The sequence below is a fragment of the Bifidobacterium polysaccharolyticum genome (assembly GCF_016101585.1).
In the GTDB taxonomy this organism is placed as follows: Bacteria; Actinomycetota; Actinomycetes; order Actinomycetales; family Bifidobacteriaceae; genus Bombiscardovia; species Bombiscardovia polysaccharolytica.
The window spans coordinates 1-22,701 of record NZ_JACFQG010000005.1 but is presented as its reverse complement, the minus strand read 5'-3'; the positions used below and the strand labels follow the sequence as shown (position 1 = coordinate 22,701).

The following is a 22,701-nucleotide window of genomic DNA, read 5'->3' as shown; positions in this document are numbered from 1 at the left end:
CGTCAACAGGCCATGAGAAGCCTGGCAATACCATTAACGAACAACTGCACAAAACCGAACATGGGGCGTGAAGATAGATACCGAGCTGCCGACAAGATGGTCAGGGCCATGGAGACCTAAGGAATTGACAACGTTTATGGACTGGCTGGGGATTCGGTAAATACGATGGTCTGTGCGCTCTACCGACAGAGCAACAAAGTCAAGTTTCACCCAAGCCAAGCATGAAGCGGTAGCGGCTCCGGCCGCTGCGCCCCACGCCAAGCTGAACCTGGAAAGCGGTCAGCTGGCTGTCGACTGGTGGTTCCAGGGCCATCATCCATATGCCCGACGGACTCTCCGATACAAAATGGATCATAGTGCCCGTGATAGCCGTCTTGGGTCAAATACAGTTGCACCTGCTCAACACCGTGGTACTTTCAAAAGATCGATACTCCCCAGCTCTTCGATGACGTAGCAGTATACAACAAGCTGACCTGGTCCATAACAACTTAGCACTAAGGCTGCCGTGAAATCTAGTCGATGCCAAGGCTCACTTGGCTGGGAATATCGCTCACTGCTATGCCATGAACGTGACCACCACGCTAAAACGACTGGGAAGCCAAGTGGAGACCATTCCACTGAGTTTGTGGCAGAAGATGACGACCCTTATGGCGGCTGACCTTGGGTATTTGCGACCGGAATTTTGAACATCTGCTTTGTCTGAAGGAAAAGAGTGGCGACAGAAAGATCACTAACTGCCTCAACAGCCCCATAAGACCATATCATTGAATCTGATCCGCGACGGACACTCTCGATGATCTAGTGCCCACTGCGCCACCTTGTCCGCCAGCTGCATTCTCTGCATTCCTTCATATGCTTGGAGACTGATACGACCGGCCGAGGCATGGCGTTAGACTGCCATGGTAGATGAATGACTAGCAAGATAAAGTTGGACATTCTTGATTCGTATCGTCTGTTCCAGCAGAGACAACGATCACCACGCCCAAGATTCTGATAATCGTGGATGTTCAGCCAACCTTTTGCGAAGGAGAAAAACTGGCGGTCGAGGGAAGCAACGAGGTCACTGGTCGGATTGCCGACTACGTCCACGAGCATGCCGGGGATTACGCCTATATGGCCACCACCCGGGACTGGTACATCGACCCGGAACCCATTGATCCGACCACCCAGATTTCGTAGACAGCTAGCTCAAGCATGGTATAGACGGCTCACCCGAGGCTGAATTGCATGCCAAAATTCGGAAACTGGGAATCTCCTATCATTCCAAAAAGGGCAGTACTCGGCCGCATACTCTAGATTCGAAGGCATCGAGGACAACACCGATCGAATCCAGAGGAGGCAGGCGTTCTCTAAAGCCAAATCGTCCGGCCTCACCCCGTCGGAAGCTCTGGTACTACTGGCCAAGGTCGACCAAGTACGTGTAGGTATCGCCGAATCACATTGCGTCAAAGAAACCGGCATCTGTGCTGTGGAACCGATCTACAAGGTCACGCTCTTCGAGAATCTGCCGTACCGGTCAGTGAGGACCAAGGTATCGAAGCGCACAAGGCATGACCCGGGTCGGTATCCGGTTGTCCGTCTCTGGCAAGAAATGAAAGAGATCGATCAGGAATTCACCATATCTGAAAAGTAGACCTGTGGCGAATGCTCCAATAGGTATCTTCAGGCTGGATGATGGTGAAGGATGCCACTCTGGCCGCTCTTTCGGGGTTATCTGATACTGACTCGCATATCTTGACTTATATCATCAACGTCTGCTTATCTGCGATGGTGTTCAACAGGTCGGCCTGAATTAGCCCCGGGTTAGATGGTAGCGGCACGGATACGCACCTTTCTAAGGCGGCCACCTACCGAAAGTACCTCTATAAGGAAAGTACCTCTATAAGGAAAGTACCTCTATAAGACTCCTGCCATCCAGATAGACCTGGAGGCCACCAGAATCGGTCACTGCCACATCATCAATCTGGATACCATGAGTTGTGCACTGCCCAGGACGACCGCGTCCACAAGACCGACATATCCGACCGGCAGGTACTGATCGTGGCTACCTACGACGAGGCCCCTGCCCGGCAAGATCGACCGGGGCGAGCCCCAGGGCTACCGGCTACTTCAAGGGGAAGTTCCAGATTCCCAAGATGCCGCCGCTGCCCGAGATTATGCGCCAATTCCTCTGACTGACCCCTGCCCGCGGCCGTCTCCCGTCTGCCTGCGGTCAGGCGGGGATAAGTCTACCGTCCTGCAGCGTCAGCAGACGGTCAACCTTGGCAAGGACCGAGGGACGATGGGAGACGATCAGACAGGTACGGTCGCCTTTCCGCTCAATCAGCCTGGTCAGAACTCTGCCCTCCAAGAGAGCATCCATATTGCTGGTGGGCTCATCCAAAAGCATGAATGGCGCCGAGCTCAAAAAGGCGCGAGCCAGAGCCACCCTTTGCCGCTGTCCCTCGGACAGGTCTGAGCCGTTGTCAGCAAGCAGATGATCCAAGCCGTCGGGTAGCTGGTCGATCAGATCATCCAGGCAGGCATCATGAGCCGCCTGCTCAATATCCTTTCTGCTGGCATCGGGCCGGGCCAGAGCGATGCTATCCGCCAATGTGAGACTGAATATATAAGTGTCCTGGCTCACCAGAGTCTGCTGGGCACGCAGATCAGCGGTGCAGATGGTCTCGATCGGCAGGTCGGAAACGGTCAGATCCCCGCCGCTTCGCTCCTGGAACCGCATCAGCAGGTCGATCAAGGTGGACTTACCAACCCCGTTGGCACCTTGGATGCCAATCAACTCGCCAGGTTTGATGGAAAGATCCAGATTATCCAAAACCGCGATTCGACCGCCATGTTTACCTGGGTCAGTCTTGCCCGTGTCAGTCTTGACAGCGTAGGAGAAGGAAACCACCTTGGCCTCCTCTCCAGTGAACCCCGCCAGGCGATTCCCATGACCGGATTCCACCTCACGCACAGGCGGCTCCTTGTCCAAAAGCGAAAAGACCCGCCGAGCAGCAGCCAGGGTAGGCTGCAAGCCAGCACCAAGCCGGGCCACAGGTATCAAGGGAGCGAAGGAGGAGAGGAAGCCGACCAGCCCGATCATCCCTCGGGCAGGATTCACCAACCCTGCCGAACCTAGGTGGCAGGCCATCAGAGTGAAGACTCCAGCGCAGATCAGAGTGACCACGTTGGTGACCATATCGTTGGCGATGGTCCGCCCAGAGGTGCGCCCCCGGGCATCCAGCATCTGGTCCGTAGCGGCTCCCACCCGGCGACGGGTATTCTCCAAAGCGCCCAGCCCCGCCAATTCGGTACGGCCCTGCAGTGTCTCCAGAAGCAGAGAGTGCAAATTGGCTTGGGCCGTCCGCTCCTCCATAGCCACCTTGAAAGTGGGTCTAGCGCTCAGGATGGGGATGAGCAGACCGACAATCAGGTAGGAGACCAGGGCGGCTAGACCCATCCAGGGCGAGAGCCAAGTGAGCAGGGCCAGGTTGGCCAAGGAGGTCACCAGGGCGATGGCGATGGGCGATAGGGTATGAGCGTAGAAGATCTCCAGCAGCTCGATGTCGTTGGTAATCACCGTCACCATGTCCCCGCGCGCCTGGTCTCGCAGACCGGCCGGGGCCAGGGAGCGCATCTTGTCGAAGACCGTCGTGCGGATGTCGCGGAGCATACTGAAGGCCATCTCATGGTTGTAGTACTGCTCTCCATAGGCCATAACCCCTCTGCTGAGAGCAGTCAGAACCGCCACCAGAGCCCAGACGACCCACTGACCGTTCAGCGGCGGCCAGTCTGTGACCAGACCGATCAGAGCCGCTGCGGCTGCCATCATGCTCCAGACAGCAAAGAGATGGCCCAAGCTGCCGCAGAGGATGGCCTTGCCCTCCGTACCAGCCAGGGGCTTCATCAGCCGGGCCATGCGACGCATCATCGTCAGGTTGCTCGTCGTCTGCTGCATGTCGTCACTCCCCGTCCTCATACTGGGCCTGCTCCTTCCACTGGGCCGCAAATCCGCCCCCGGCATCCATCAATTCACGGAAGCCGCCGCACTCCACCAGACGGCCCTCCTGCAGGAAGAGGATGGAATCGGCATTGCGGACCCCAGCCAGGCGGTGGGTGATGGTCAGAACCAGGGACTCCTTGCCCAGCGCATCCATCAGAGCAGCCAGAGTGGCGTCATGTTCACGGTCCACGGCGCTGGTGGCCTCGTCGAAGATGTAGAGAGGGGAACGCCGCAAGAGCCCGCGGGCAATAGACAGACGCTGGCGCTGCCCACCGGATAGGTTGCCTCCTTCAGGATCGATGTGAGCGTCCAGCCCGCCCTTGCTTTGCACCAGACCGGTCAGACCGACCTGATCCAACGCGTCCAGCAGCTCCCAATCCGAGTAGCCCAGTCCGGCCGGATCGAGATTCGATCTGATGGTCCCGGTAAAGAGGTGGTCGGTTCCCCGAACCACGGTCTGCAGGCCGACCAGGTCCTGGCGCGGCAGATCGCTGATCTGGCGCCCGCCAATGGTCAGCTCTCCGGCATACCCCTGAAGGCGCCGGGACAGCAGGCCCGCCAAGGTGCTCTTGCCAGAGCCCGAAGCGCCGACCAGGCCCACATGCCCCTTGGCCGGCAGGTCGAAGTTCAGGTCAGTCAGGGCCTGGAAGCCGTCAGGATAGGTATAGGTCAGATTGCGAGCGCTGATGCCCGGCAAATCGTCGCCAGACATATCCGTCTGATCTGCCTGCTGCGAGCTCGATCGCGCCGAACCAGTATTCTGCCTCATCGCATTGGCAGAACCCGGTGCAAGGATTTGAACAGCACCCAAAACAGGTTTCGACGCAGATGTCCGTGCAGGCATTTGGACAGCATCCGAAACAGGTTCCAAAGCAGATTCCGACGCAGGCTGCAAAGCAGGCTTCGAGGCAGATTCCGATTCAGACTCCCGAATTGCTTCCTCAGATGCTTCGAGACTCACTTCCGGAGCCGCTTCCTCGGATGCTTCCGGAATCGTTGCCGGAACCTCTTCCGGCGCCACTTTCTTGCGTGACTCAGGAGTCGTCCCCGTAGCCGCCGACTCCCCGTCGCTCCCCTGCCGCGCCTGGAGAATATCGTCAATGGCCTTGCCCTGCTTGATGGCGACCATGCCGGAATGCATCATGTAGACCAGCTGCCGCTCAGGTGCAAAGAGCCGGACCCCAGCCAGGGCGACAACCAGGCAGGACAGCACTTGGGAGGGCCCGCCCTGCCCGATCAGGACCGTGGCTGCAACCGCCAAAATAAGACTGGTGTAGATAACCACGTCGGCCTTGATCAGCGAGCGCAGCTGGCCGCCCAGAACCCCCATGGTGATCCGGCGGAACCCTTCGGACTCCTCGGCCAGGTCGTCGGCCTGCCGCTGGTCTGCCCCGAAAATCTTCAAGGTGTTGAGCCCCCTCAGGGCATGCTCGAAGTGGACACCGACCTTGTCGTACTTGCGCAGCTGACCCAGCTGAATCTTGATGTTCTCGCCCATGGTGGGCTTGGAAGCCAGGGGCAGGGCCACCATACCGATCACGACGATCCCCGCAGCCAGGGGGCTGACAGGCAGGAGGACGGCCAGGGGCAGGGCCAGCATCAGGACGGTCTGGACCAGGGCCGGAATATAGGCCGTGAAATAGGAAACGACCGACTTGACCCCCTCGGTCGAAAGCCTGGCCAGGGTCTGCGCCGGAACGCCCAGGTCGTCCTCCTGCCTATTGGGGTCGAACACGGATAGGTAGAGGGCCTGGGAGAGCGCCTTGCCCATCCCATCAGCCAGCCGGGCGCTGACGGACCTGGCGACCGCCTGGGCCAGGAGCCGAACCAGGATCAGCCCGCCTATCAAGACCGCCAGAGGCCCGGGCCGATCCGGCACCCAGGCAAGGGCATGAGGAACAGCCAGGCCAAGAGAGCGGCCCACAGCCGCGATGGCCACCGGCAGGAGGAGCACCTCCGCCAGCGCGCCGATCGTCTGCAGGAGGGCCAGCAGGAGGCTGGCGCCCATCCTGGCTCCCGGTAGATGAAGTAGTCGCTTGCTGATCATGCCTGTCCTCCGTGCCGCCTTTCTGATACGCCCCTCTCAGTGGACACTAACAAAATCCTCATGTGCCAGGCAATACCCTTATTGTGAAGCACTGGCAAGAGACATAAAAAAATATCATTTACTTTCCCTCCCGGCCCTCCTAAACTTGACGGCACAACCTGAAATCGGCGGATATGGCCTAGGGCCGAGCGACCGCCACCCGGATGGGAGCGATCCTTTATGAAAGCACTGAAGACAAAAGACCTGGTCAACGTCGGCATTTTTACGGCCCTCTACTTCGTCAGTATGGCGGTGGGCAACTTCATCACCGTCTTCCTGGCTGGCCTGGTCATGCCCGGCCTGTCCTCCCTCTTCATCCCCGCTGTGGTGGGGCTGGTCTCCGGCCCGGTCTACATGCTGATGATCCGCCGCGTGCCCAGGTTCGGGGCCATCACCATCGTCGGCGTCATCATGGGCCTCTTCCTGCTGGTCTTCGGCCACTTCGCCCTCTCCTTCATCCCCTACGCCTTCTGCGGCCTGCTGGCTGATCTGGTTCAGTCCTCGCTAAGGGAGAGCCGTCCCAACCTGGCCCGTTACCTGAGCTACGTCATCCTCACCTTCGGCTGCACCGGTCCCGTGCTTCCCCTTTGGTTCATGAAGGACGCCTACGTGGCCAGCCTGGTTCGTCGAGGCAAGAGCCAGGAGTACATCGACGGAGTCTTCGCGCCCATCACCGGAGCCACCTTCCTGGTCTGCATTCTGGCTACCCTGGTCGGCGCTCTGCTTGGAGCATGGATAGGCGCCCGGATCGTTGACCGGCATTTCAACCGGATTCCCGCCAAGCAATGACGCCCATTTCCATCTACACCAGATTCCTGCTGGTTATCTTCGCCAACGCCCTGATCTTTGTCACTCTGCCCACCCCCCTGGTTCTGGCCATCAACATCTACTTCTGCAGCTTCCAGGTCATCGTGGGCAGGATCAGGAAGGGCCAGGCCTGGCTTCTGGTCTGCCTGGTCTTCGCCCTGGGCGCCTCCCTGGCCATGGTCTTCCCCGAGAATCTGCCGGGGCATTATCTGCTCTTCCTCTTCGTCGGCGTGGGCAGGATCCTCCCCCTGGTGCTGGTGGCGGCCTTCATGATGGGCACCACCAAGGTCTCGGAGCTGGTCTACCTGCTGCGCAAGATTCATGCCCCCCAGTGGCTGGTCATCCCTGTCAGCGTCCTCTTCCGCTTCTTCCCGACCGTCAGGCACGACTATGCCCAGATCAGACGGGCCATGAAGTTCAGGGGGATCGCGGTCACCACCGGGGACATGGTACGGCATCCGATGCGAACCATGGAGTACATCTACGTTCCCCTGCTCAACAACGCCACCAATGTGGCCTCCGACCTGACCTCGGCCGCCCTGACCAGGGGGATCGGCGACCCCGGACCCAAGACCTCCATCCAACGGATTGCCTTCACCAGACTGGATGCGCTCATGTGTGCCCTGGGTCTGGTCCTTATGGGATGTGGAGCCTATGTTGCAATGTTCCAGGCTTAGCTTCACCTACGAAGGTGCCAGCCAGCCATCCCTCAAGGAGGTCTCCTGCCGGATGGGACCGGGCCGGCTGACCGTGGTCACCGGACCGAGCGGTTGCGGCAAGACCACCCTGTCCAGGGTCATCAACGGCCTGATTCCCGAGCTCTACGAGGGCAAGCTGGAGGGGGAGTGCCTGATCGGGGGCGAACCCACCACGGCCCGGCCCATCTACCGGCTTTCGGAACAGGTAGGGTCGGTCTTCCAGAATCCCAAGACCCAGTTCTTCACCACCGACGTCCGCAGCGAGCTGGCCTTCCCCCTGGAGAACACCGGGGTCCAGCCGGAGGCCATCCGGGAGCGTATAGACCAGTTGGCTGACCTCTTCGGCATCGCCCCGCTCATGGACCGGGACATCTTTTCCCTTTCCGGGGGTGAGAAGCAGATGATCGCCATCGCATCCTCCTGCATGATGGACCCGCAGATCCTGGTCATGGACGAGCCCTCCGGCAACCTGGACGTCGAAGCAGTGGCCGGCCTGGCGCAGATCCTGGGCCGCTTGAAGGACCGGGGCCTGACCATGGTCCTGATCGAGCACCGCCTCTACTACCTGAACGGCCTGGCCGACGACTTCCTGGTCATGAAGGACGGCGGGCTGACAGAGCATCTGACTCCAGCCGCTATGAGGGAGCTGGATGGCCCGAGTCGTCAGGCCATGGGGCTACGAGCCTTGACCCTGGATGCGGGCCAGGACGCGAGCGCCCCAGCCAGGGTCATCAGCGAGAAGACCCCCGACCTGCTCCGGGTCAGGAACCTGACCTATGCCTACCATCACGACCAGCCTCCTGCCCTGGATGTGGACGACCTGACCCTGTCCAGCGACGACATCACCGGCATCATCGGCCGCAACGGTGCCGGCAAGAGCACCTTCGCCTCGGTCCTGACCGGACTGCTCAAACCTGGCGACAGGTCGGAAATCAGCCTGAATGGGACCAAGCAGACCGTCAGGGAGCGTGTCGAGGACTCCTACATGGTCTTTCAGGATGTCAACTACCAGCTCTTCAGCGAGACCGTGGAGGGCGAGATGCTCCTTGGGGCCAAACGGACCGACCTCTTCAAGGAGGTGGCGCGAAAGCTGGACCTGGAGCGTCTCCTGGGCCGGCACCCCAACACCCTCTCCGGCGGGGAAAAGCAACGGGTGGCCATTGCGGCCGCCATACTGTCGGGCAAGCGCCTGGTGGTTCTGGACGAGCCCACCAGCGGTCTGGACCTGCTCCACATGAACCAGGTGACCGGGATGATCCGCTACATGCGCTCCCTGGGGGTCATGGTGATCGTCATCTCGCACGACCAGGAGTTCCTGGCCCAGACCTGCCAGCGGTTCATCACCTTCCGCCAGGGCAGGCCGGTCAGGGACAGCCGCAAACTAGGCAACCTCTTGCAAGCCCTTTAAGTCTCTGAGCCCTTGCAAAGTCGGTGAACATGTCGCCGCCCGGCAGGCGGTTCTCCTATGCTCCGGACCCCGCGAACGTATACAGTAGTGGGGAACAGAGCATCAGGAGGGCGTCCCTTGCGTCGGACGGCCCCGCCGCACGGTCAGGGTTACGAGAGGGCATGATGGGCTATATCGACGTCATCGGAGAGACGAAACGGTATGTGACCGGCGAGACGACCATCGTGGCCAACAATGCCGTCACCTTCTCTATCGAGAAGGGCGAGCTGGTGGTCATCCTCGGAGCCTCGGGAGCGGGCAAGTCGACCGTGCTGAACATTCTGGGCGGCATGGACACCTGCAACGAGGGCCAGGTGATCGTGGACGGAAAGGACATCGCCGGCTACGACGCCCGGCAGCTGACCACCTACCGCCGCTACGACGTGGGCTTCGTCTTCCAGTTCTACAACCTGGTGGCCAACCTGACCGCCAGGGAGAATGTGGAACTGGCCTCGGAGATCGTGGACAATGCCGCAGACCCGGTCCAGACCCTGGTCGACGTGGGCCTGGGCGACCGGATCGACAACTTCCCCGCCCAGCTTTCCGGCGGCGAGCAGCAGCGGGTGGCCATCGCCCGGGCCGTGGCCAAGAACCCCAAGATCCTGCTCTGTGATGAACCCACCGGAGCCCTGGACTACCGGACCGGCAAACAGGTGCTGCGCATCCTCCAGGACCAGTGCCGCAAGAAGGGCGCCACCGTGGTCATCGTCACCCACAACGCGGCCATCGCCCCCATCGCCGACAGGGTCATCCGCATGCACGACGCCCGGGTCCAGGCCGTGCAGACCAATGACAGCCCTGAAGACATCGAAAACGTGGAGTGGTGAGGATGCGGCCCGTCAGGAAGGTGCTCTGGCACGACATCCGGGTCTCCCTGCGTAAGTCCCTGGGACGGTTCATCTCCATCGTCTGCCTGGTGGCGCTGGGCTCCTTCGCCCTGGTCGGACTGAGCGTGACCGGACCGGACATGCGGCAGGCCGGCAACTCCTACCTGTCCAACCACCATCTGGCCGACCTGATGGTCATCAGCAGCTACGGGCTGGACCAGGAGGATCGGGATGCCATCGACACCGCCCCCGGCAACTCGGGAATCGAATACGGATATCTGAAAGATGTGGTGCTCAAGGGCACCGACAAGAGCCTGCGCATCTACTCCGCCCCCGACCGGATCTCCACCTATGAGCTGGTCGATGGATCCATGCCGACCAGACCCGACCAGATAGCGGTCGACACGGCCCTGGGTGAGAGCCACCCCATCGGCAGCAGCATCCAGGTGGACGAAAAGGCTGACCAGCTGGGCAGGAAGGTCTTGAAGCACCACAGGCTGCACGTGGTGGGCACGGTCAGGTCGACCGAGATCCTGAGCAAGGTCAACATGGGCCCCTCCACAGCCGGATCCGGATCCCTGGACTCCTACGCAGTGACCACGCCAAAGGCCTTCGACTCGGACGAGTACATGATCGCCCGCCTGACCTTCAAGGATCTGGATCGGATCAGGGACCACTATTCCGACCAGTACATCCAGGCCCTGCAAACCCACAAGGACGACCTGAACCGGATCCTGTCAGGACGCCCCGCCGCCAGGCTGAACGCCATCAAGGCCCCCCTAAAGAAGAAGCTGGACCAGGGGCAGGACCAGGTGAACCAGTCCAGAGACAAACTTGAGGGAAACCGGCAGCAGCTGGACCAGGCCAGGAAGGATCTGGACCGGGGTGGCCAGAGCATCCAGTCCGCAAAGAACCAACTGGCCGCCAAGACGGTACAGGCCCAGGCGGCCATCGACCAAGGACAGCAGGAGATAGACCTGAGCTCGGCCGAGCTGGCCCGAAAGCAGAAGCAGTACCAGTCCTCCGCCAGCCAGGTGGCCCAGGGCAGGCAGCAGGCAGATCGCGGGCAGCAGGCCATCGACCAGGGGCAGGCCAAGCTTGATGGTTCCCGCCAGCAGCTGGAGGGTGGCAAGGCCCAGGCCGACCAGGCTGTGGCCCAGGCCCAGGAAGCGCAGAAGCAATGCAGACAGGGCATTGCACAGGTCACCGGCCTCATTCAGACCATCGACACCCAACTGGCCACATCCGGGCTGACCCCCCAGCAGCAGGAGGAGCTCAACCACAAGAAGGCCGATCTACAGGCGCAGCTGACCGAGCTCAACCGGCAATCGCCGCAAATCGACGCCCTGGCGGCCAAGGCCAAGGCGGGCCGCAATGCCTTCATGACCAACCAGTACACACCCGGCATGGCCCAGGTTGCGACCAACCAGCAGACCCTGGACGCAAAGCGCCGGGAGCTGGCCCAGGCAAGGACCAAAGTTGCGGAGGGCGAGCGCCAACTGGCCCAGGGCAAGGCACAGCTTGACCAAGCCTCAGCTCAGCTGGGTCAAGGCAAGACCAAGATAGCCCAGGCCCGGCAGCAACTGGCCAGCAGCCGCGCCTCGGCCCAGGGGCAGATCGACCAGGCCCAGGCCACCCTGGATCAGAAAACCGCGGAATACCAGACCAAACTGGACAAGTTCAACAGGGAGAGCCCGGACGCCCAGAAGAAGATCGACGACTCCCAGAAGAAGCTGAACCAGGCGGCCGATCAGCTGAGCCGTCTGGAAAAGCCGGTCTACGCCCTGGACTCACGCCGTGAAGCGCCCGGCTCAGAGGGCTACAAGGTCTACGCATCCGTCTCCTTCATCGTGGACTCGCTGGCCAAGGTCTTCCCCTACTTTATGTATTTGGTTGCTGCCCTGGTCACCTTCACCACCATGACGCGTTTCGTAGACGAGGAGCGGATCAACGCCGGAACGCTCAAGGCCCTGGGCTACAGGGACCGGGATGTCATGGCCAAGTTCCTGGTTTATGGCGGAGCGGCTTCCGCCCTGGGCGCGCTTCTGGGTATCATCACCGGCCACACCCTCCTACCCTGGATCGTCTACCAGGCCTATGCCCATGCCTTCGACATGCCGCCCATCCACTACGGCTTCCACCTGCCCATAACTCTCCTGGCCTGCCTGCTGGCCTTCCTGAGCGCCGTGGTTCCGGCCTTCCTGAGCGCCTGGCGGGAGCTGCGCGAGAAGCCGTCGGCCCTCCTCCTGCCCAAGCCCCCCAGCGCCGGATCGAAAATCTTCCTGGAGCGCATCCCCCTGATATGGAACAGGCTCAACTTCACCCACAAGGTCACCGCCCGGAACATCTTCCGTTACAAGCAACGGATGCTGATGACCATCTTCGGTGTCTGCGGGTCAGTGGCTCTCCTGATGGCCGGGTTCGGTGTGCAGGGGTCCATCTCGGCCATCAACGAGCACCAATTCGGCCAAGTCATTCGCTACGACCTGATTGCTGCCGAGAACAGCCAGGCAACCACCGACCAGCGTCAATCCATCAAAAAACGGCTGGAACAGCCCGATGTGAGCCGTTCCCTGAACGTGCGCTACGAGGAGATGAGCAAGACGGCCGGCCACAACGCCGACAAGCAGTCCATCACCATGATCGCGCCGGCCAGCGCCGAGCACCTGGACGACTTCATCCGCATAAACACCCGGTCTGGGCACAAGCCCCTGAACCTCAAGGGCGACGGTGTGATCCTGTCCGAACGGATCGCCCAGCTGACGGGGACCAGGACCGGCGACAGGATCACCCTGCAGGATTCAGGTGGCAGGAACAGAACCATGCGGGTGGATGGCATCTGCGAGATGTACCTGGGGCACTTCATCTTCATGAGCCCATCGGCTTACAGGACCGTCTTCCACCAGGACTTCTCGCCCAACGCCCACCTGGTCACCTTCAAGGACTCCAGCGCGGAGAACACCAGAAGACAGGCCGCCTCCTTCATGCGGATCGACGGGATCCAGGGAGTGGTGCAAAACACGACTCTGATGAGCCAGATCGACACCGTGGTCACGTCCCTGAACATGATCATGCAGGTGCTGATCATCGTGGCCACCCTGCTGGCCCTGGTCATCCTCTACAATCTGACCAACCTGAACGTGGAGGAGCGGATCCGCGAGCTGAGCACCATCAAGGTGCTGGGCTTCTACGACCGCGAGGTGACCATGTACATCTACCGGGAGACCATCCTCCTATCGGCTATCGGCGTCCTGGCCGGGTACGGGTTCGGGGCCTGGCTGCACCACTACATCATCACCACCGTCCCTCCGGACAACGTCCTCTTTGACCCCTCCATCAGCTGGGTGGCCTTCGTCGTGCCCCTGGTCATGATCACCGTCATCACGGCCGGCCTGGGCTGGATGGTCAACAACAAGCTCAAGCACGTGGACATGCTCGAGGCTCTTAAGTCGGTGGACTAGGCCATATCGGCATTTACCCATGCTCATGGCGTAAGCTGGCACTCCAAGAGTCCATAAGTCCATGCCATTGAGCCATTGAGAATCCAGAAAGCGGAGGACGACGGTGCTGCAGATCGAACACATCTCCAAACAATACAAAACAGGGGACTTCGTCCAGCAGGCCTTGAATGATGTCAGCGTCAACCTGCGCGACAACGAGTTCGTGGCCATCCTGGGCCCCTCCGGCTCCGGCAAGACCACCCTGCTCAACATCATCGGCGGGCTGGACCGCTATGACCAGGGCGACCTGATCATCAACGGCACCTCCACAAAGAAATACAAGGACCGGGACTGGGATTCCTACCGCAACCACACCGTGGGCTTCGTCTTCCAGAGTTACAACCTGATCCCCCACCAGAGCATCCTGTCCAACGTGGAACTGGCCCTGACCATCTCGGGCGTACACCGGCAGGAGCGGCGGGAGCGGGCCAGGAAGGCCCTTGAGCAGGTAGGGCTGGGTCAGCATGTGAACAAGCGGCCAAACCAGCTCTCGGGCGGGCAGATGCAGCGGGTTGCCATCGCCAGGGCCCTGGTCAACAACCCCCGCATCCTCCTGGCCGACGAGCCCACCGGAGCCCTGGACTCCGAGACCTCCATCCAGATCATGGACCTACTCAAGGAGGTGGCCCAGGACCGGCTGGTGGTCATGGTCACCCACAACCCGGAGCTGGCCCACCAGTACGCCACCAGAATCGTAGAGCTGCACGACGGATCGGTTATCAGCGACTCCGACCCCCTGCCCGACGACCAAGTGCCCATTCGCCGGGCCCGCCACCGCACCTTCGGCAAGGCCTCCATGGGGTTGCTGACATCCTTGTCGCTGAGCTTCAACAATCTTCGAACCAAGAAGGCCCGGACGGCCCTGACCTCCTTCGCCGGGTCCATCGGCATTATCGGCATCGCCCTGATCCTGTCCGTATCCACCGGGGTCAACCGCTACATCGACAGGGTGCAGCGGGAGACCATGACCTCCTACCCCATCACCATTCAGGAGCAGTCCTTCGACCTGAACAAGATAGTGGACTCCGCCCAGGAATCCCAGAAGGAGGCCAAGGCCCACAAGGATCTCAAGGCCATTCAGCCAGACGACTCCAGCATCAAGGGGGCCTCCAGCCTGACCAGCAGCATCACCCAGAACAATCTGACAGACTTCAAAAAATACTTGGACAATCCCAAGAGCGAAATCCACCAGTACGTGGGGTCCGTTGGCATCCAGTACTCCTACGCCACCAAGTTCTCGGTCTTCGGGCACGATCCGGACGGCAAGCTGGTCTCTGCAGACAAGGTGACCATGGGCGGGCAGGACGACGCCAGCTCCACCGCTAGCCAGATGGCCACGGCCAACACCGACAGCGACATGGGCGACATCCAGTCCATGCAGATGTCCTACCTGACCGGCAAGACCGAAAAGAACAAGGCCCCGGAGATCTTCGGTGAAATCATGCCTGGCGCCGATGCCAAGACCACCATCAGCAAGGTGGTGACCGACAACTACCAGGTGGTGAACGGCACCTGGCCCAAGGCCAAGGACCAGGTGGTCCTGGTGCTGGACAAGAACAACCAGATGCCCGTCACCAGCCTCTACAAGCTGGGCATCCTCCCCTCCAGCCAGTACACCGACATGATGAACAAGCTCAACAGCGGCCAGGAGGTCAAGGTCGACACCAAGCCCATCGAATACGCCAAGGCCATGGACCAGAAGCTCTCCCTGGTGCCCGCTGCGGCCCAGTATGCCAAGGGGACCGACGGCCACTACCACTACATCGGCGACAGCACCGACCAGATGTCCAAGGCCGCCGACCAGGGTCTGCAGTTGCACATCGTCGGCATCGTTCGCCCCAACCAGGGGGCCAAGGCCACGCCGCTCAAGGTGGGCGTCGGGTACACCCGCCAGCTGACCGATTACCTGATTGACCAGGCCAAGACCAGCCCCATCGTCACCGACCAGGAGGCTGACCAGGGCCACAGCGTCCTCAACGGAATGGCCTTCGCTCCCTCCGACGATGCGGCCAAGGCCAACGATGCCAAGGCCTACATCGCATCCTTGGGCGTTAGCCAGAAGGCCAGCATGGCCCAGGAGATCATGAAAGGCTCGGCAGCCATGGCCGGCCAGGAGGCCCAGGGCCGGGCTGGGGCCGCTGCCAGAGCCCAAGGTTCTGCAGGCATCCCCACTGGGGCCTCAGCTGAGCAACAGACGGCCCAGGCCTTCGACCAGTACATCGCCACCGCTCCGCAGGAGGCCCTGGTCGCCATCTACAACCAGTACGTATCCACAGGCACCTACGCCGACAACCTGAGCGACTTCGGCCTGATCTCCCGGAACGCCCCCTCCCGCATCAGCATCTACACGGACAGTTTCGAGAACAAGAATTCCGTGGGTGACGCCATCAAGCACTACAACAACAAGGCCGCGGAGAAGAACAGGATCGTCTATACCGACTACGTGGGCCTGATGATGAATTCGGTCACCACCATCATCAACGTCATCACCTACGTGCTAATAGCCTTCGTCGGGGTCTCGCTGGTGGTCTCCTCCATCATGATCGGCATCATCACCTACATATCGGTTCTGGAGCGGACCAAGGAGATCGGCATCCTCCGCGCCATGGGGGCCTCCAAGCGGAACGTCTCCAACGTCTTCAACGCCGAAACCGGCCTCATCGGACTTCTGGCTGGCCTGCTGGGGGTGGGCATCACCCTGCTGCTGATCATTCCGGCCAACAGCATCATGCACCATTTCATGGGGACCACCGAGGTGAATGCGGCCCTGCCCGCCTCGGGTGGCGTGGCTCTGGTCATTCTGAGCGTGGTCCTGACCCTGATCGGCGGCCTGATCCCCTCACGGAAGGCGGCCAAGCAGGATCCTGCCACCGCCCTGCGCACCGAGTAACACTAAGTGATGCTGGGTGATACCGGCAAAGAAGTGAATTCCCGCACAGTAGGGCCCTAAGGGCGGTCCCTCTTTACTCGGGAATGCCATAATGAACCCCGTGAATGAGCAACCCAATCAGATGACAGATCAACAGAACAGACAGCCCCTCTTCCCCGGGCGGGCCTTTATCAGCACCGTCCTGGACGTGGTCGAGAGCAAGAAGACCATGAGCGGCGCCCTGACCGGCAAGTACATGCAGCGAGCCACCATGGCCGGCCTTTTTGTGGGCATTTTCTTCACGGCCTTCTTTGTCATCATGGGCCAGGCCGGACAAAACCCCGCCGATCACGGCCTGATTCTGGCAGGCCGGGTCCTGGCGGCGACCACCTTCGGCTGGGCCCTGGTCCTGATCTACTACACCAACTCGGAACTGCTGACGTCCAACATGATGGTGGTCACCATAGGCGCCTATCACAAGCGCCTGGGCTGGCTGGCCTCCCTGCGTATCCTGGTCCTCTGCCTTCTGGGCAACCTGGTCGGAGCCCTGATCGTGGCCGCCATCCTGCGATTCTCATCCATCGTCAGCGGTCCCACCCTGGACCAGATGCTGGCGGCCGCGACGACCAAGATCGGCTACGTCTCAGGCGGTCCCATGGGCTTCGCGGACCTCTTCGTGCGCGGCATCCTGTGCAACTTCTGCATCAACATCGCCATGCTCATGGTCTACAACGGCAAGCTTTCCAACGACTTCACCAAGTGCATCATCATGGTCGTGGCCGTCTTCGTCTTCGCCTTCTGCGGTTTCGAGCACTCGATAGCGGATTCGGCCCTTTTCCTCATCCTGGGTCTCTTCGGGCGGGTCAACGCCTGGAAGGCGATTCTGGTGGTCCTGGTGGCTATGCTTGGCAACTACATAGGCGGCGGCATCCTGATCGGCCTGAACTTCGCCACAATGAACGACGAGCGCCACTTCAAGGCCTGATAGCCTTCCCGTCAGCCGCCATCCACCTGCTCATCTTGGTTTTATACGCGCCTACGAGCCTGAGCGAAGACACCCATCATGAAAAACTCGAAAGCCTATGTATAAGCAGAAAACGAAGATTCCTGATGAGCGAGACTGAAACGGCAGCCTGCAAGTCCCTGGCGCAAGCATTCTACGACCAGGTCTTCACTCGGGGAGACACCAGCAATATCGACAGGTTCATGCGGGACGACTACATCCAGCACAATCCAACCTGTGCCGACGGGAAAGCGGGTTTCCTGGAGTCCATCAAGGGCTTCCTGTCCCTTGGCCCGCAAATCGTGATCATCAGGCTAAACAGCGAGGACGACATGGTCCATGTCTTCTTCAAGTGCACGCTGAAGAACGGCCATACCAGCGAGGTTTGCGATATCTACCGGCTGCAGGGCGGCCAGCTGGCTGAGCACGGGAACATCATCGAGCACAACGTGAAAGGCGTACAATCCCGCAACAGCAACGGTCTCTTCTGACCTCCAGCGGTATAAGAAAGAACGAAAACAAAGCAGGCAGGGAGACGCCGCAACCGCTCCAGGATACGGATACCTCTTTTAAGCTGAGTCCAAAATCCTCCTCAACCATCCAAACGCCTGCAACATTGATATGTTGAGCCAAGACCAATCCAGCTACTTCAGTGTCGTTTTGCTGACATTATAATCGCAGTCTGCTCGACAATCCGTTTATGTGGAAGAGAACCCACTCATACACTCATGACTTTCTTCACAATGGTCCAGGCCTCCCGGGCTCCTCTTCGGCATGCTGTCGGCAGCCGTCACCGCCCTGGTCTCCGGCCTGTTCGAGCGTGGTTCCCAGGCTCTGATTGATCGCCGCCACCAGCGCTGAAAGCATAGGATGCCAACCGACAACCGGGCAGTGCCCGATAACGCTGATTGCGTGATTTTGGCGACAAGGTCTTGCATTGGCAGGCATTGACGGCCAGAATATCAAAATGACCTTAGCAAATTCACAGAAAACCTCGGCCACGAATCCGACCGACAATCCCACCATACGGACCTTGCTTGAGCGACGCTCCATCCGCGGATTCACCGACGAGCCGGTTGACGACCAGACCGTCGCCCTGCTGGAGCAGGCGGCCCAGCATGCAGCGACCAGCCGGTATTTCCATGAATGGTCGGCCATCAGAGTCACTGATCATGATGAGGCGCTTGCCATCGCCGATATGGCCCATCAGCACTATGTCGCCGAAGCTCCGCTGCTCTACATCTTCCTAGCCGACCAGCGTCGCAATGCAGATCTGGTTCGACGATTCGCCGATGATGTGGATCCCGATACCACCCTGCTCAACACCGGGTATGTCTTCCTGCAGTCGCAGAACGATGCGGTCTTGGCCCTGCACGCCATGGAGACCGCAGCCAACGCCTTGGGCCTGGGCGGAGTCATTCTGGGCAGCGTCATCAATGACACAAACAGATTGATTGATCTGCTCAAGCTGCCCAAACTGGTCTATCCGGTGCTGGGTCTTGCCATCGGTCACCCGGCCCAGGATCCGGATCCCAAACCCAGGATGCCTCGTCAGGCGCAAATCTTCACCAACACCTATCAGAGAGCCGATGAAGATGCAGACATGAAGGATGCCCTGGTCGACTTCGACCAGACGGTCACCCGCTATTATCGGGACATCCGGCACATGGACGCTCCCCACCGCTCATTCAGTGCCATTATGGCTGACAAGGTTCGCAATCCCGCCTCCGGCCATGAACCCATGCTGGATTCGATCCGCCGACAGGGATTCGACCCAGCCTGCTAAGGCGACGAAATCCCTGCCAGCCAGTCAACCGCAATGGCCACCCGATAAGTTCACCTGCCTAGTCCACCAGCCTTGGGTGAATAGACGAAGTCCAATCGGCCCCAAACAGCGAGATCAGTGGAATCCAATCTTGCTGCTCGGGGCCGTCGGAATCAATCAGAATCAGCTTGGCAATCACCAAGAACGCTGGGGTTGCAGAGAGACAATGACTGCCTCACCTGCGACGAGGCTTGTACCCACGTTTGCGGCTGTGTGGTTTCAAAGCTCGCGAGGCAGTCCTCATACGCTGGTAGGAGCCCGGCTCATGGCTAGTTAGATGCCAGCTTCCGCAGTAATCGCAACGGTAGACCCACAGAAGAACGTTGCGTTCGACCATGCTGCGGTCGGCGGCCTGCTGGGCCTTGGCCCGATCGTGATACATGATCTTGGACGTAGCAGCGCAACGTCGTGGGGTGAAATAATGCATGACAGCGTACGACTACCTCGCAACCGATCTGACTATCCTTCTGCGCACTTTTGCACTCATGACGCCCAATGCCCGATAAAGCAGGCCCTGCCAAATGACGCAAACCGATGATGCATGAAAATTGATGCAAGATCAGACTGGCAGAGCACAATCCTTCATAACCTGAAGCGGCAAGGGCAGAAACCGAACGGACGTGAGCGACCCTACAGCAGGCAGGGATCAGGGCAGGTCGTGACCGGCGCTCAGATAGAGGTCGTACCATTCCTGGGCGGTCAGATCCACATCTGCACCAGCTGCCATCTGGGTGATGCGCTCAGGGTTCATGGATCCCAGAAGCACCTGTATGCCGGCGGGGTGCCGTAGAATCCAAGCCACTGCGATTGCACTCTTGGTCACTCCATGCTGCTTGGCCAGTTTGTCCAGCTCGGCATTGAGTTCGGGGTAGTGGGGATTGTCCAGGAAGACCCCGTCGAAGTATCCGGTCTGGAAGGGGCTCCAAGCCTGAATGGTCATGGACTTCAGCCGTGAATAGGCCAGAAGACCGCCATCGTGATCCAGGCTGGGATCGTCGCCCATATTGACATGAATCTCCTGGTCGACCATGCCGGTGTGCCCCAGGCCGAACTGCAGTTGGTTGACCTCCAACCGCTGGCTTACCGCGCTCTGCAGCAGCTCCACCTGCATGGGGTTGACGTTGCTGACGCCGAAGTGCCGAACCTTCCCGCTGGACTGCAGTTCATTGAAGGCTTCAGCCAAATCGTCCAGGTCGACCAGAGTGTCGGGGCGATGCAGCAGCACGAAATCGACATGGTCGGTCTGCAGATTGACCAGCTCTTCATCCAGGGCCTTCAGCAGATGATCCTTGGAGAAGTCATAGCGAGTGATCTGGTCGCTGTCCGGGTTGCGGAAAATGCCGAACTTGGTCTGGATGCCCACGCTGTCACGGTCTACGCTCAGATCCTTCAGAGCCTGCCCCAGGGCGCGGCTGCTGGCCCCGGCATGGTAGCAGTCTGCTGTATCAAAGAAGTCCACGCCCGCATTCATGGCCGTCTCCACAATGGTCCGCGCCTCCTCGCGGCTCTTCTGATCGATCCGCATGACCCCTAGGGCCACACGGGAGGCCCGGAATCCTGACCGTCCTAAATTCATGTATCGCACAATGTCCTCCTCGTGATTGACGTCTAAGCTCGAGTCTACCCGTATCAGCTACCTCCAGCCTGGTGCGGCTACTCCAGCAGGTTGCTACGCAGGGCCTCCACCTGGTCCGGCCCGAACCCCAAAGCCTGACGCGCATAGGCGAAGACATCCCCGTAGGCCTCGACCATGGCTTCTTGGGCATGAGCCAGGTACTCTTTCTTGACGCAGAGCGCAATTTGTAGCGCATCCAACGAATCCTGGTCAAAGCCTTTGGCGCGGAATTGGTCCAGCAGTTGATTGTTGGCAGCAACCCTCTCTTTGTTGGTCTTCAGATAATCCGCGAATATCTGATCGTCGTCCACTTCCAGCAGCCAGAGCACCAGTGCCGCGGCGAACCCGGTCCGGTCCTTGCCGGCAAAGCAGTGGAAAAGAGTAGCCCCCTGGGTGTTGTCCACGACGATGCGCAGGAATCTCCCATACCCCTGCTGGGCCGCAGGACTCATGACCAGGTCATGGTAGACATTCAGCATGTGCCCGTTGACCTGATCCGCCGAACCTATCGAGGCGAAATCGTCCAGGCTGGCGCTGTTGGTGCCGCTTTGCTCCAGCAGATCAATGTTGGTAAAGGTCACACCGTCGATCCGGTCGTCTGGACTTTCCTGTATCTCGAAAGGCCGGCGGAAGTCCACGACCTGGGTCACCTGGTAGCGGTCGACCAGCTCCTTCTTAGTGTCTTCGTCCAGACCCACTAATTGCCCGGAGCGGATGAACTTGTTGGGACGGACCAGACGGCCATGAATGGTCCGTATACCTCCTAGATCACGAAAATTGGTAATGTTCATCGACGACCTCCTTAATATCCGCCCTGTCTCTAAGCCACCCCCGCCTCCATAAAAATAACAGGAGCCCGGTGTACCAGCGCGCAATCAACAAGCAACAAACATTGCACCCAAGGTACCATCCCCGTTGCTATGCAGACACGCCATGGTTGGCGTCAAAAGCCGCTGTCGAGGAACTAGATGGGTTTCTGTCACCGCTTTGCGGTGAGGGCTTGTCTGATGGGAGTGCTGCCTCCGACGATGTTGTAGATCCGGCCTACGGTCTGCGGCAGGTCGACACAGTCGGCCAGGCATTGTGCCACATCGGGGATCGGTATGGGTCCGGGCCCGTCCGGCTCTACCTGGATGGCTCCGGTGCCGTTCTGCTCGGTCAGGCTGCCCGGCTCGATGATGGTGTAGTCCAGTCCGGAGCCGATCAGGTACTGGTCGGCCATGTTCTTGGTCACGTAATAGTCGGCAAGGGCATCAATGGCAGGCTTGACCTGGGGCTGTTCCCAGCGCAGCCAGTCGGCTGCATACATGGCCCCCAACATGACGTACCTGGTGATGCCGACCGCTTTGGCGGCCTCTATGGTCTTCATCGCTCCCAGGGCATCAATCTGGTTGATGTCTTTGCCACGCGAACCAGCAGTGAAAACAACGGCGTCCGCATGCATCTTGCGGAACACGTCGGTTACCTGGGAGAGCGGGTCATGCAGATCCAGGGTCGTAGGCTCCACCTGCCGGCTGGCCGGAATCTTCGAGGCTCCTCGTGCACAGGCCACCACCTCATGGCCGGCTTTGACCAGATCCTCCAGTGTCAATGCACCCACTCTGCCGGTAGCTCCTACAAGAATGATTCTTTTGCCCATGCTCATCCGCTTTCTTCGCCTATGTGTTTACGCGCCTGATTCGGCTGTTTTCATTTTAGGTGTCCTAGACAATAAACAACAGGTGGCAAAGTCAAGGTGGCAAAGCGAGCGACAGCTGCGGCATCAGGGCTCCCGAAAATCAAATCGCAGACTGCCCAAGTGAAAGGCAACCTGACTTGTCCCGATTAACCGTGTTCCCTTGCTTGGCATGTGTCTTTATGCACGGAGACTGGAATTTTCAAATATAGGTCTGAGACGGGTATAAAAAAGGAGGTGTCTTCAGGATTGTTCTCCTGAAGACGCCTCCCTCGTTCACGTGTTGTGGCGGCGGTGTGCTACTCTCCCACACTCTTCCGGGTGCAGTACCATTGCCGTGCTGGGTCTTAGCTTCCGGGTTCGG

General features: G+C 59.9%; 15 protein-coding genes and 1 pseudogene. 10 read left to right on the top strand and 6 right to left on the bottom strand.

The window, feature by feature from the left end; translation table 11 throughout:
- Positions 1–972 precede the first annotated feature (972 nt).
- A pseudogene (locus H3T90_RS08240) lies at positions 973–1,554 on the top strand (nicotinamidase).
- Between the two features lie 658 nt (positions 1,555–2,212).
- Here the strand turns inward: H3T90_RS08240 and H3T90_RS08235 are convergent.
- The gene (locus H3T90_RS08235; protein ID WP_198230210.1) at positions 2,213–3,961 is read right to left on the bottom strand and encodes an amino acid ABC transporter ATP-binding/permease protein; all 1,749 of its coding nucleotides are present in this window, start codon (positions 3,959–3,961) and stop codon (positions 2,213–2,215) included.
- Positions 3,945–6,032 (bottom strand): ATP-binding cassette domain-containing protein, encoded by a 2,088-nt coding sequence (locus tag H3T90_RS08230; protein WP_198230209.1) that lies wholly within the window; start codon positions 6,030–6,032, stop codon positions 3,945–3,947. Before H3T90_RS08230 ends, H3T90_RS08235 begins: the two co-directional genes overlap by 17 nt.
- A gap of 219 nt (positions 6,033–6,251) precedes the next feature.
- Here H3T90_RS08230 and H3T90_RS08225 point away from each other — a divergent pair, with 219 nt between their 5' ends.
- The 9 genes from H3T90_RS08225 (at position 6,252) to H3T90_RS08185 (ending at position 19,008) form a co-directional block, all read left to right on the top strand.
- A complete protein-coding gene (locus H3T90_RS08225; protein WP_015021078.1) occupies positions 6,252–6,860 on the top strand; it encodes an MptD family putative ECF transporter S component in 609 nt (202 codons plus the stop codon).
- Positions 6,857–7,555 (top strand): energy-coupling factor transporter transmembrane component T, encoded by a 699-nt coding sequence (locus H3T90_RS08220; RefSeq protein WP_198230208.1) that lies wholly within the window; start codon positions 6,857–6,859, stop codon positions 7,553–7,555. Before H3T90_RS08225 ends, H3T90_RS08220 begins: the two co-directional genes overlap by 4 nt.
- Positions 7,533–8,984, top strand: a complete 1,452-nt coding sequence (locus H3T90_RS08215) for an ABC transporter ATP-binding protein (RefSeq protein WP_198230207.1) — start codon at positions 7,533–7,535, stop codon at positions 8,982–8,984. Before H3T90_RS08220 ends, H3T90_RS08215 begins: the two co-directional genes overlap by 23 nt.
- Before the next feature lie 164 nt (positions 8,985–9,148).
- A complete protein-coding gene (locus tag H3T90_RS08210; protein ID WP_198230262.1) occupies positions 9,149–9,850 on the top strand; it encodes an ABC transporter ATP-binding protein in 702 nt (233 codons plus the stop codon).
- Between the two features lie 2 nt (positions 9,851–9,852).
- Positions 9,853–13,311, top strand: a complete 3,459-nt coding sequence (locus H3T90_RS08205; RefSeq protein ID WP_198230206.1) for an FtsX-like permease family protein — start codon at positions 9,853–9,855, stop codon at positions 13,309–13,311.
- 103 nt (positions 13,312–13,414) lie between these two features.
- Entirely contained in the window at positions 13,415–16,240 is a 2,826-nt protein-coding gene (locus H3T90_RS08200; RefSeq protein ID WP_198230205.1) for an ABC transporter ATP-binding protein/permease, read from the top strand.
- A 121-nt stretch (positions 16,241–16,361) separates the two neighbouring features.
- Positions 16,362–17,204: a formate/nitrite transporter family protein gene (locus H3T90_RS08195; protein WP_232350657.1), complete on the top strand. Its 843-nt coding sequence runs from the start codon at positions 16,362–16,364 to the stop codon at positions 17,202–17,204.
- Between the two features lie 125 nt (positions 17,205–17,329).
- Positions 17,330–17,713, top strand: coding sequence for a nuclear transport factor 2 family protein (locus tag H3T90_RS08190; RefSeq protein WP_198230203.1), 384 nt, complete (start codon positions 17,330–17,332; stop codon positions 17,711–17,713).
- A 476-nt stretch (positions 17,714–18,189) separates the two neighbouring features.
- Complete coding sequence (locus H3T90_RS08185; protein ID WP_198230202.1) at positions 18,190–19,008, top strand: nitroreductase family protein; 819 nt, start codon at positions 18,190–18,192, stop codon at positions 19,006–19,008.
- Between the two features lie 214 nt (positions 19,009–19,222).
- Here H3T90_RS08185 and H3T90_RS08945 read toward each other — a convergent pair whose 3' ends face one another.
- The 4 genes from H3T90_RS08945 to H3T90_RS08170 all read right to left on the bottom strand — a co-directional run bounded on the left by H3T90_RS08945 (position 19,223) and on the right by H3T90_RS08170 (position 22,307).
- Entirely contained in the window at positions 19,223–19,474 is a 252-nt protein-coding gene (locus H3T90_RS08945; protein ID WP_046322106.1) for a hypothetical protein, read from the bottom strand.
- 219 nt (positions 19,475–19,693) lie between these two features.
- Entirely contained in the window at positions 19,694–20,632 is a 939-nt protein-coding gene (locus H3T90_RS08180; protein WP_110424647.1) for an aldo/keto reductase, read from the bottom strand.
- Between the two features lie 68 nt (positions 20,633–20,700).
- Complete coding sequence (locus H3T90_RS08175) at positions 20,701–21,453, bottom strand: tyrosine-protein phosphatase (protein WP_198230201.1); 753 nt, start codon at positions 21,451–21,453, stop codon at positions 20,701–20,703.
- Between the two features lie 188 nt (positions 21,454–21,641).
- A complete protein-coding gene (locus H3T90_RS08170) occupies positions 21,642–22,307 on the bottom strand; it encodes an NAD(P)H-binding protein (RefSeq protein ID WP_198230200.1) in 666 nt (221 codons plus the stop codon).
- Positions 22,308–22,701: the final 394 nt, after the last annotated feature.

Bases quoted from the DNA above. Each gene is read 5' to 3' on its own strand.
- H3T90_RS08190 (WP_198230203.1), top strand. From the start codon at position 17,330: ATGAGCGAGACTGAAACGGCAGCCTGCAAGTCCCTGGCGCAAGCATTC.
- H3T90_RS08170 (WP_198230200.1), bottom strand. From the start codon at position 22,307: ATGAGCATGGGCAAAAGAATCATTCTTGTAGGAGCTACCGGCAGAGTG.
- H3T90_RS08210 (WP_198230262.1), top strand. From the start codon at position 9,149: ATGGGCTATATCGACGTCATCGGAGAGACGAAACGGTATGTGACCGGC.
- H3T90_RS08220 (WP_198230208.1), top strand. From the start codon at position 6,857: ATGACGCCCATTTCCATCTACACCAGATTCCTGCTGGTTATCTTCGCC.
- H3T90_RS08175 (WP_198230201.1), bottom strand. From the start codon at position 21,453: ATGAACATTACCAATTTTCGTGATCTAGGAGGTATACGGACCATTCAT.
- H3T90_RS08215 (WP_198230207.1), top strand. From the start codon at position 7,533: ATGTTGCAATGTTCCAGGCTTAGCTTCACCTACGAAGGTGCCAGCCAG.
- H3T90_RS08945 (WP_046322106.1), bottom strand. From the start codon at position 19,474: ATGCATTATTTCACCCCACGACGTTGCGCTGCTACGTCCAAGATCATG.
- H3T90_RS08235 (WP_198230210.1), bottom strand. From the start codon at position 3,961: ATGAGGACGGGGAGTGACGACATGCAGCAGACGACGAGCAACCTGACG.
- H3T90_RS08230 (WP_198230209.1), bottom strand. From the start codon at position 6,032: ATGATCAGCAAGCGACTACTTCATCTACCGGGAGCCAGGATGGGCGCC.
- H3T90_RS08195 (WP_232350657.1), top strand. From the start codon at position 16,362: ATGACAGATCAACAGAACAGACAGCCCCTCTTCCCCGGGCGGGCCTTT.
- H3T90_RS08185 (WP_198230202.1), top strand. From the start codon at position 18,190: ATGACCTTAGCAAATTCACAGAAAACCTCGGCCACGAATCCGACCGAC.
- H3T90_RS08205 (WP_198230206.1), top strand. From the start codon at position 9,853: ATGCGGCCCGTCAGGAAGGTGCTCTGGCACGACATCCGGGTCTCCCTG.
- H3T90_RS08225 (WP_015021078.1), top strand. From the start codon at position 6,252: ATGAAAGCACTGAAGACAAAAGACCTGGTCAACGTCGGCATTTTTACG.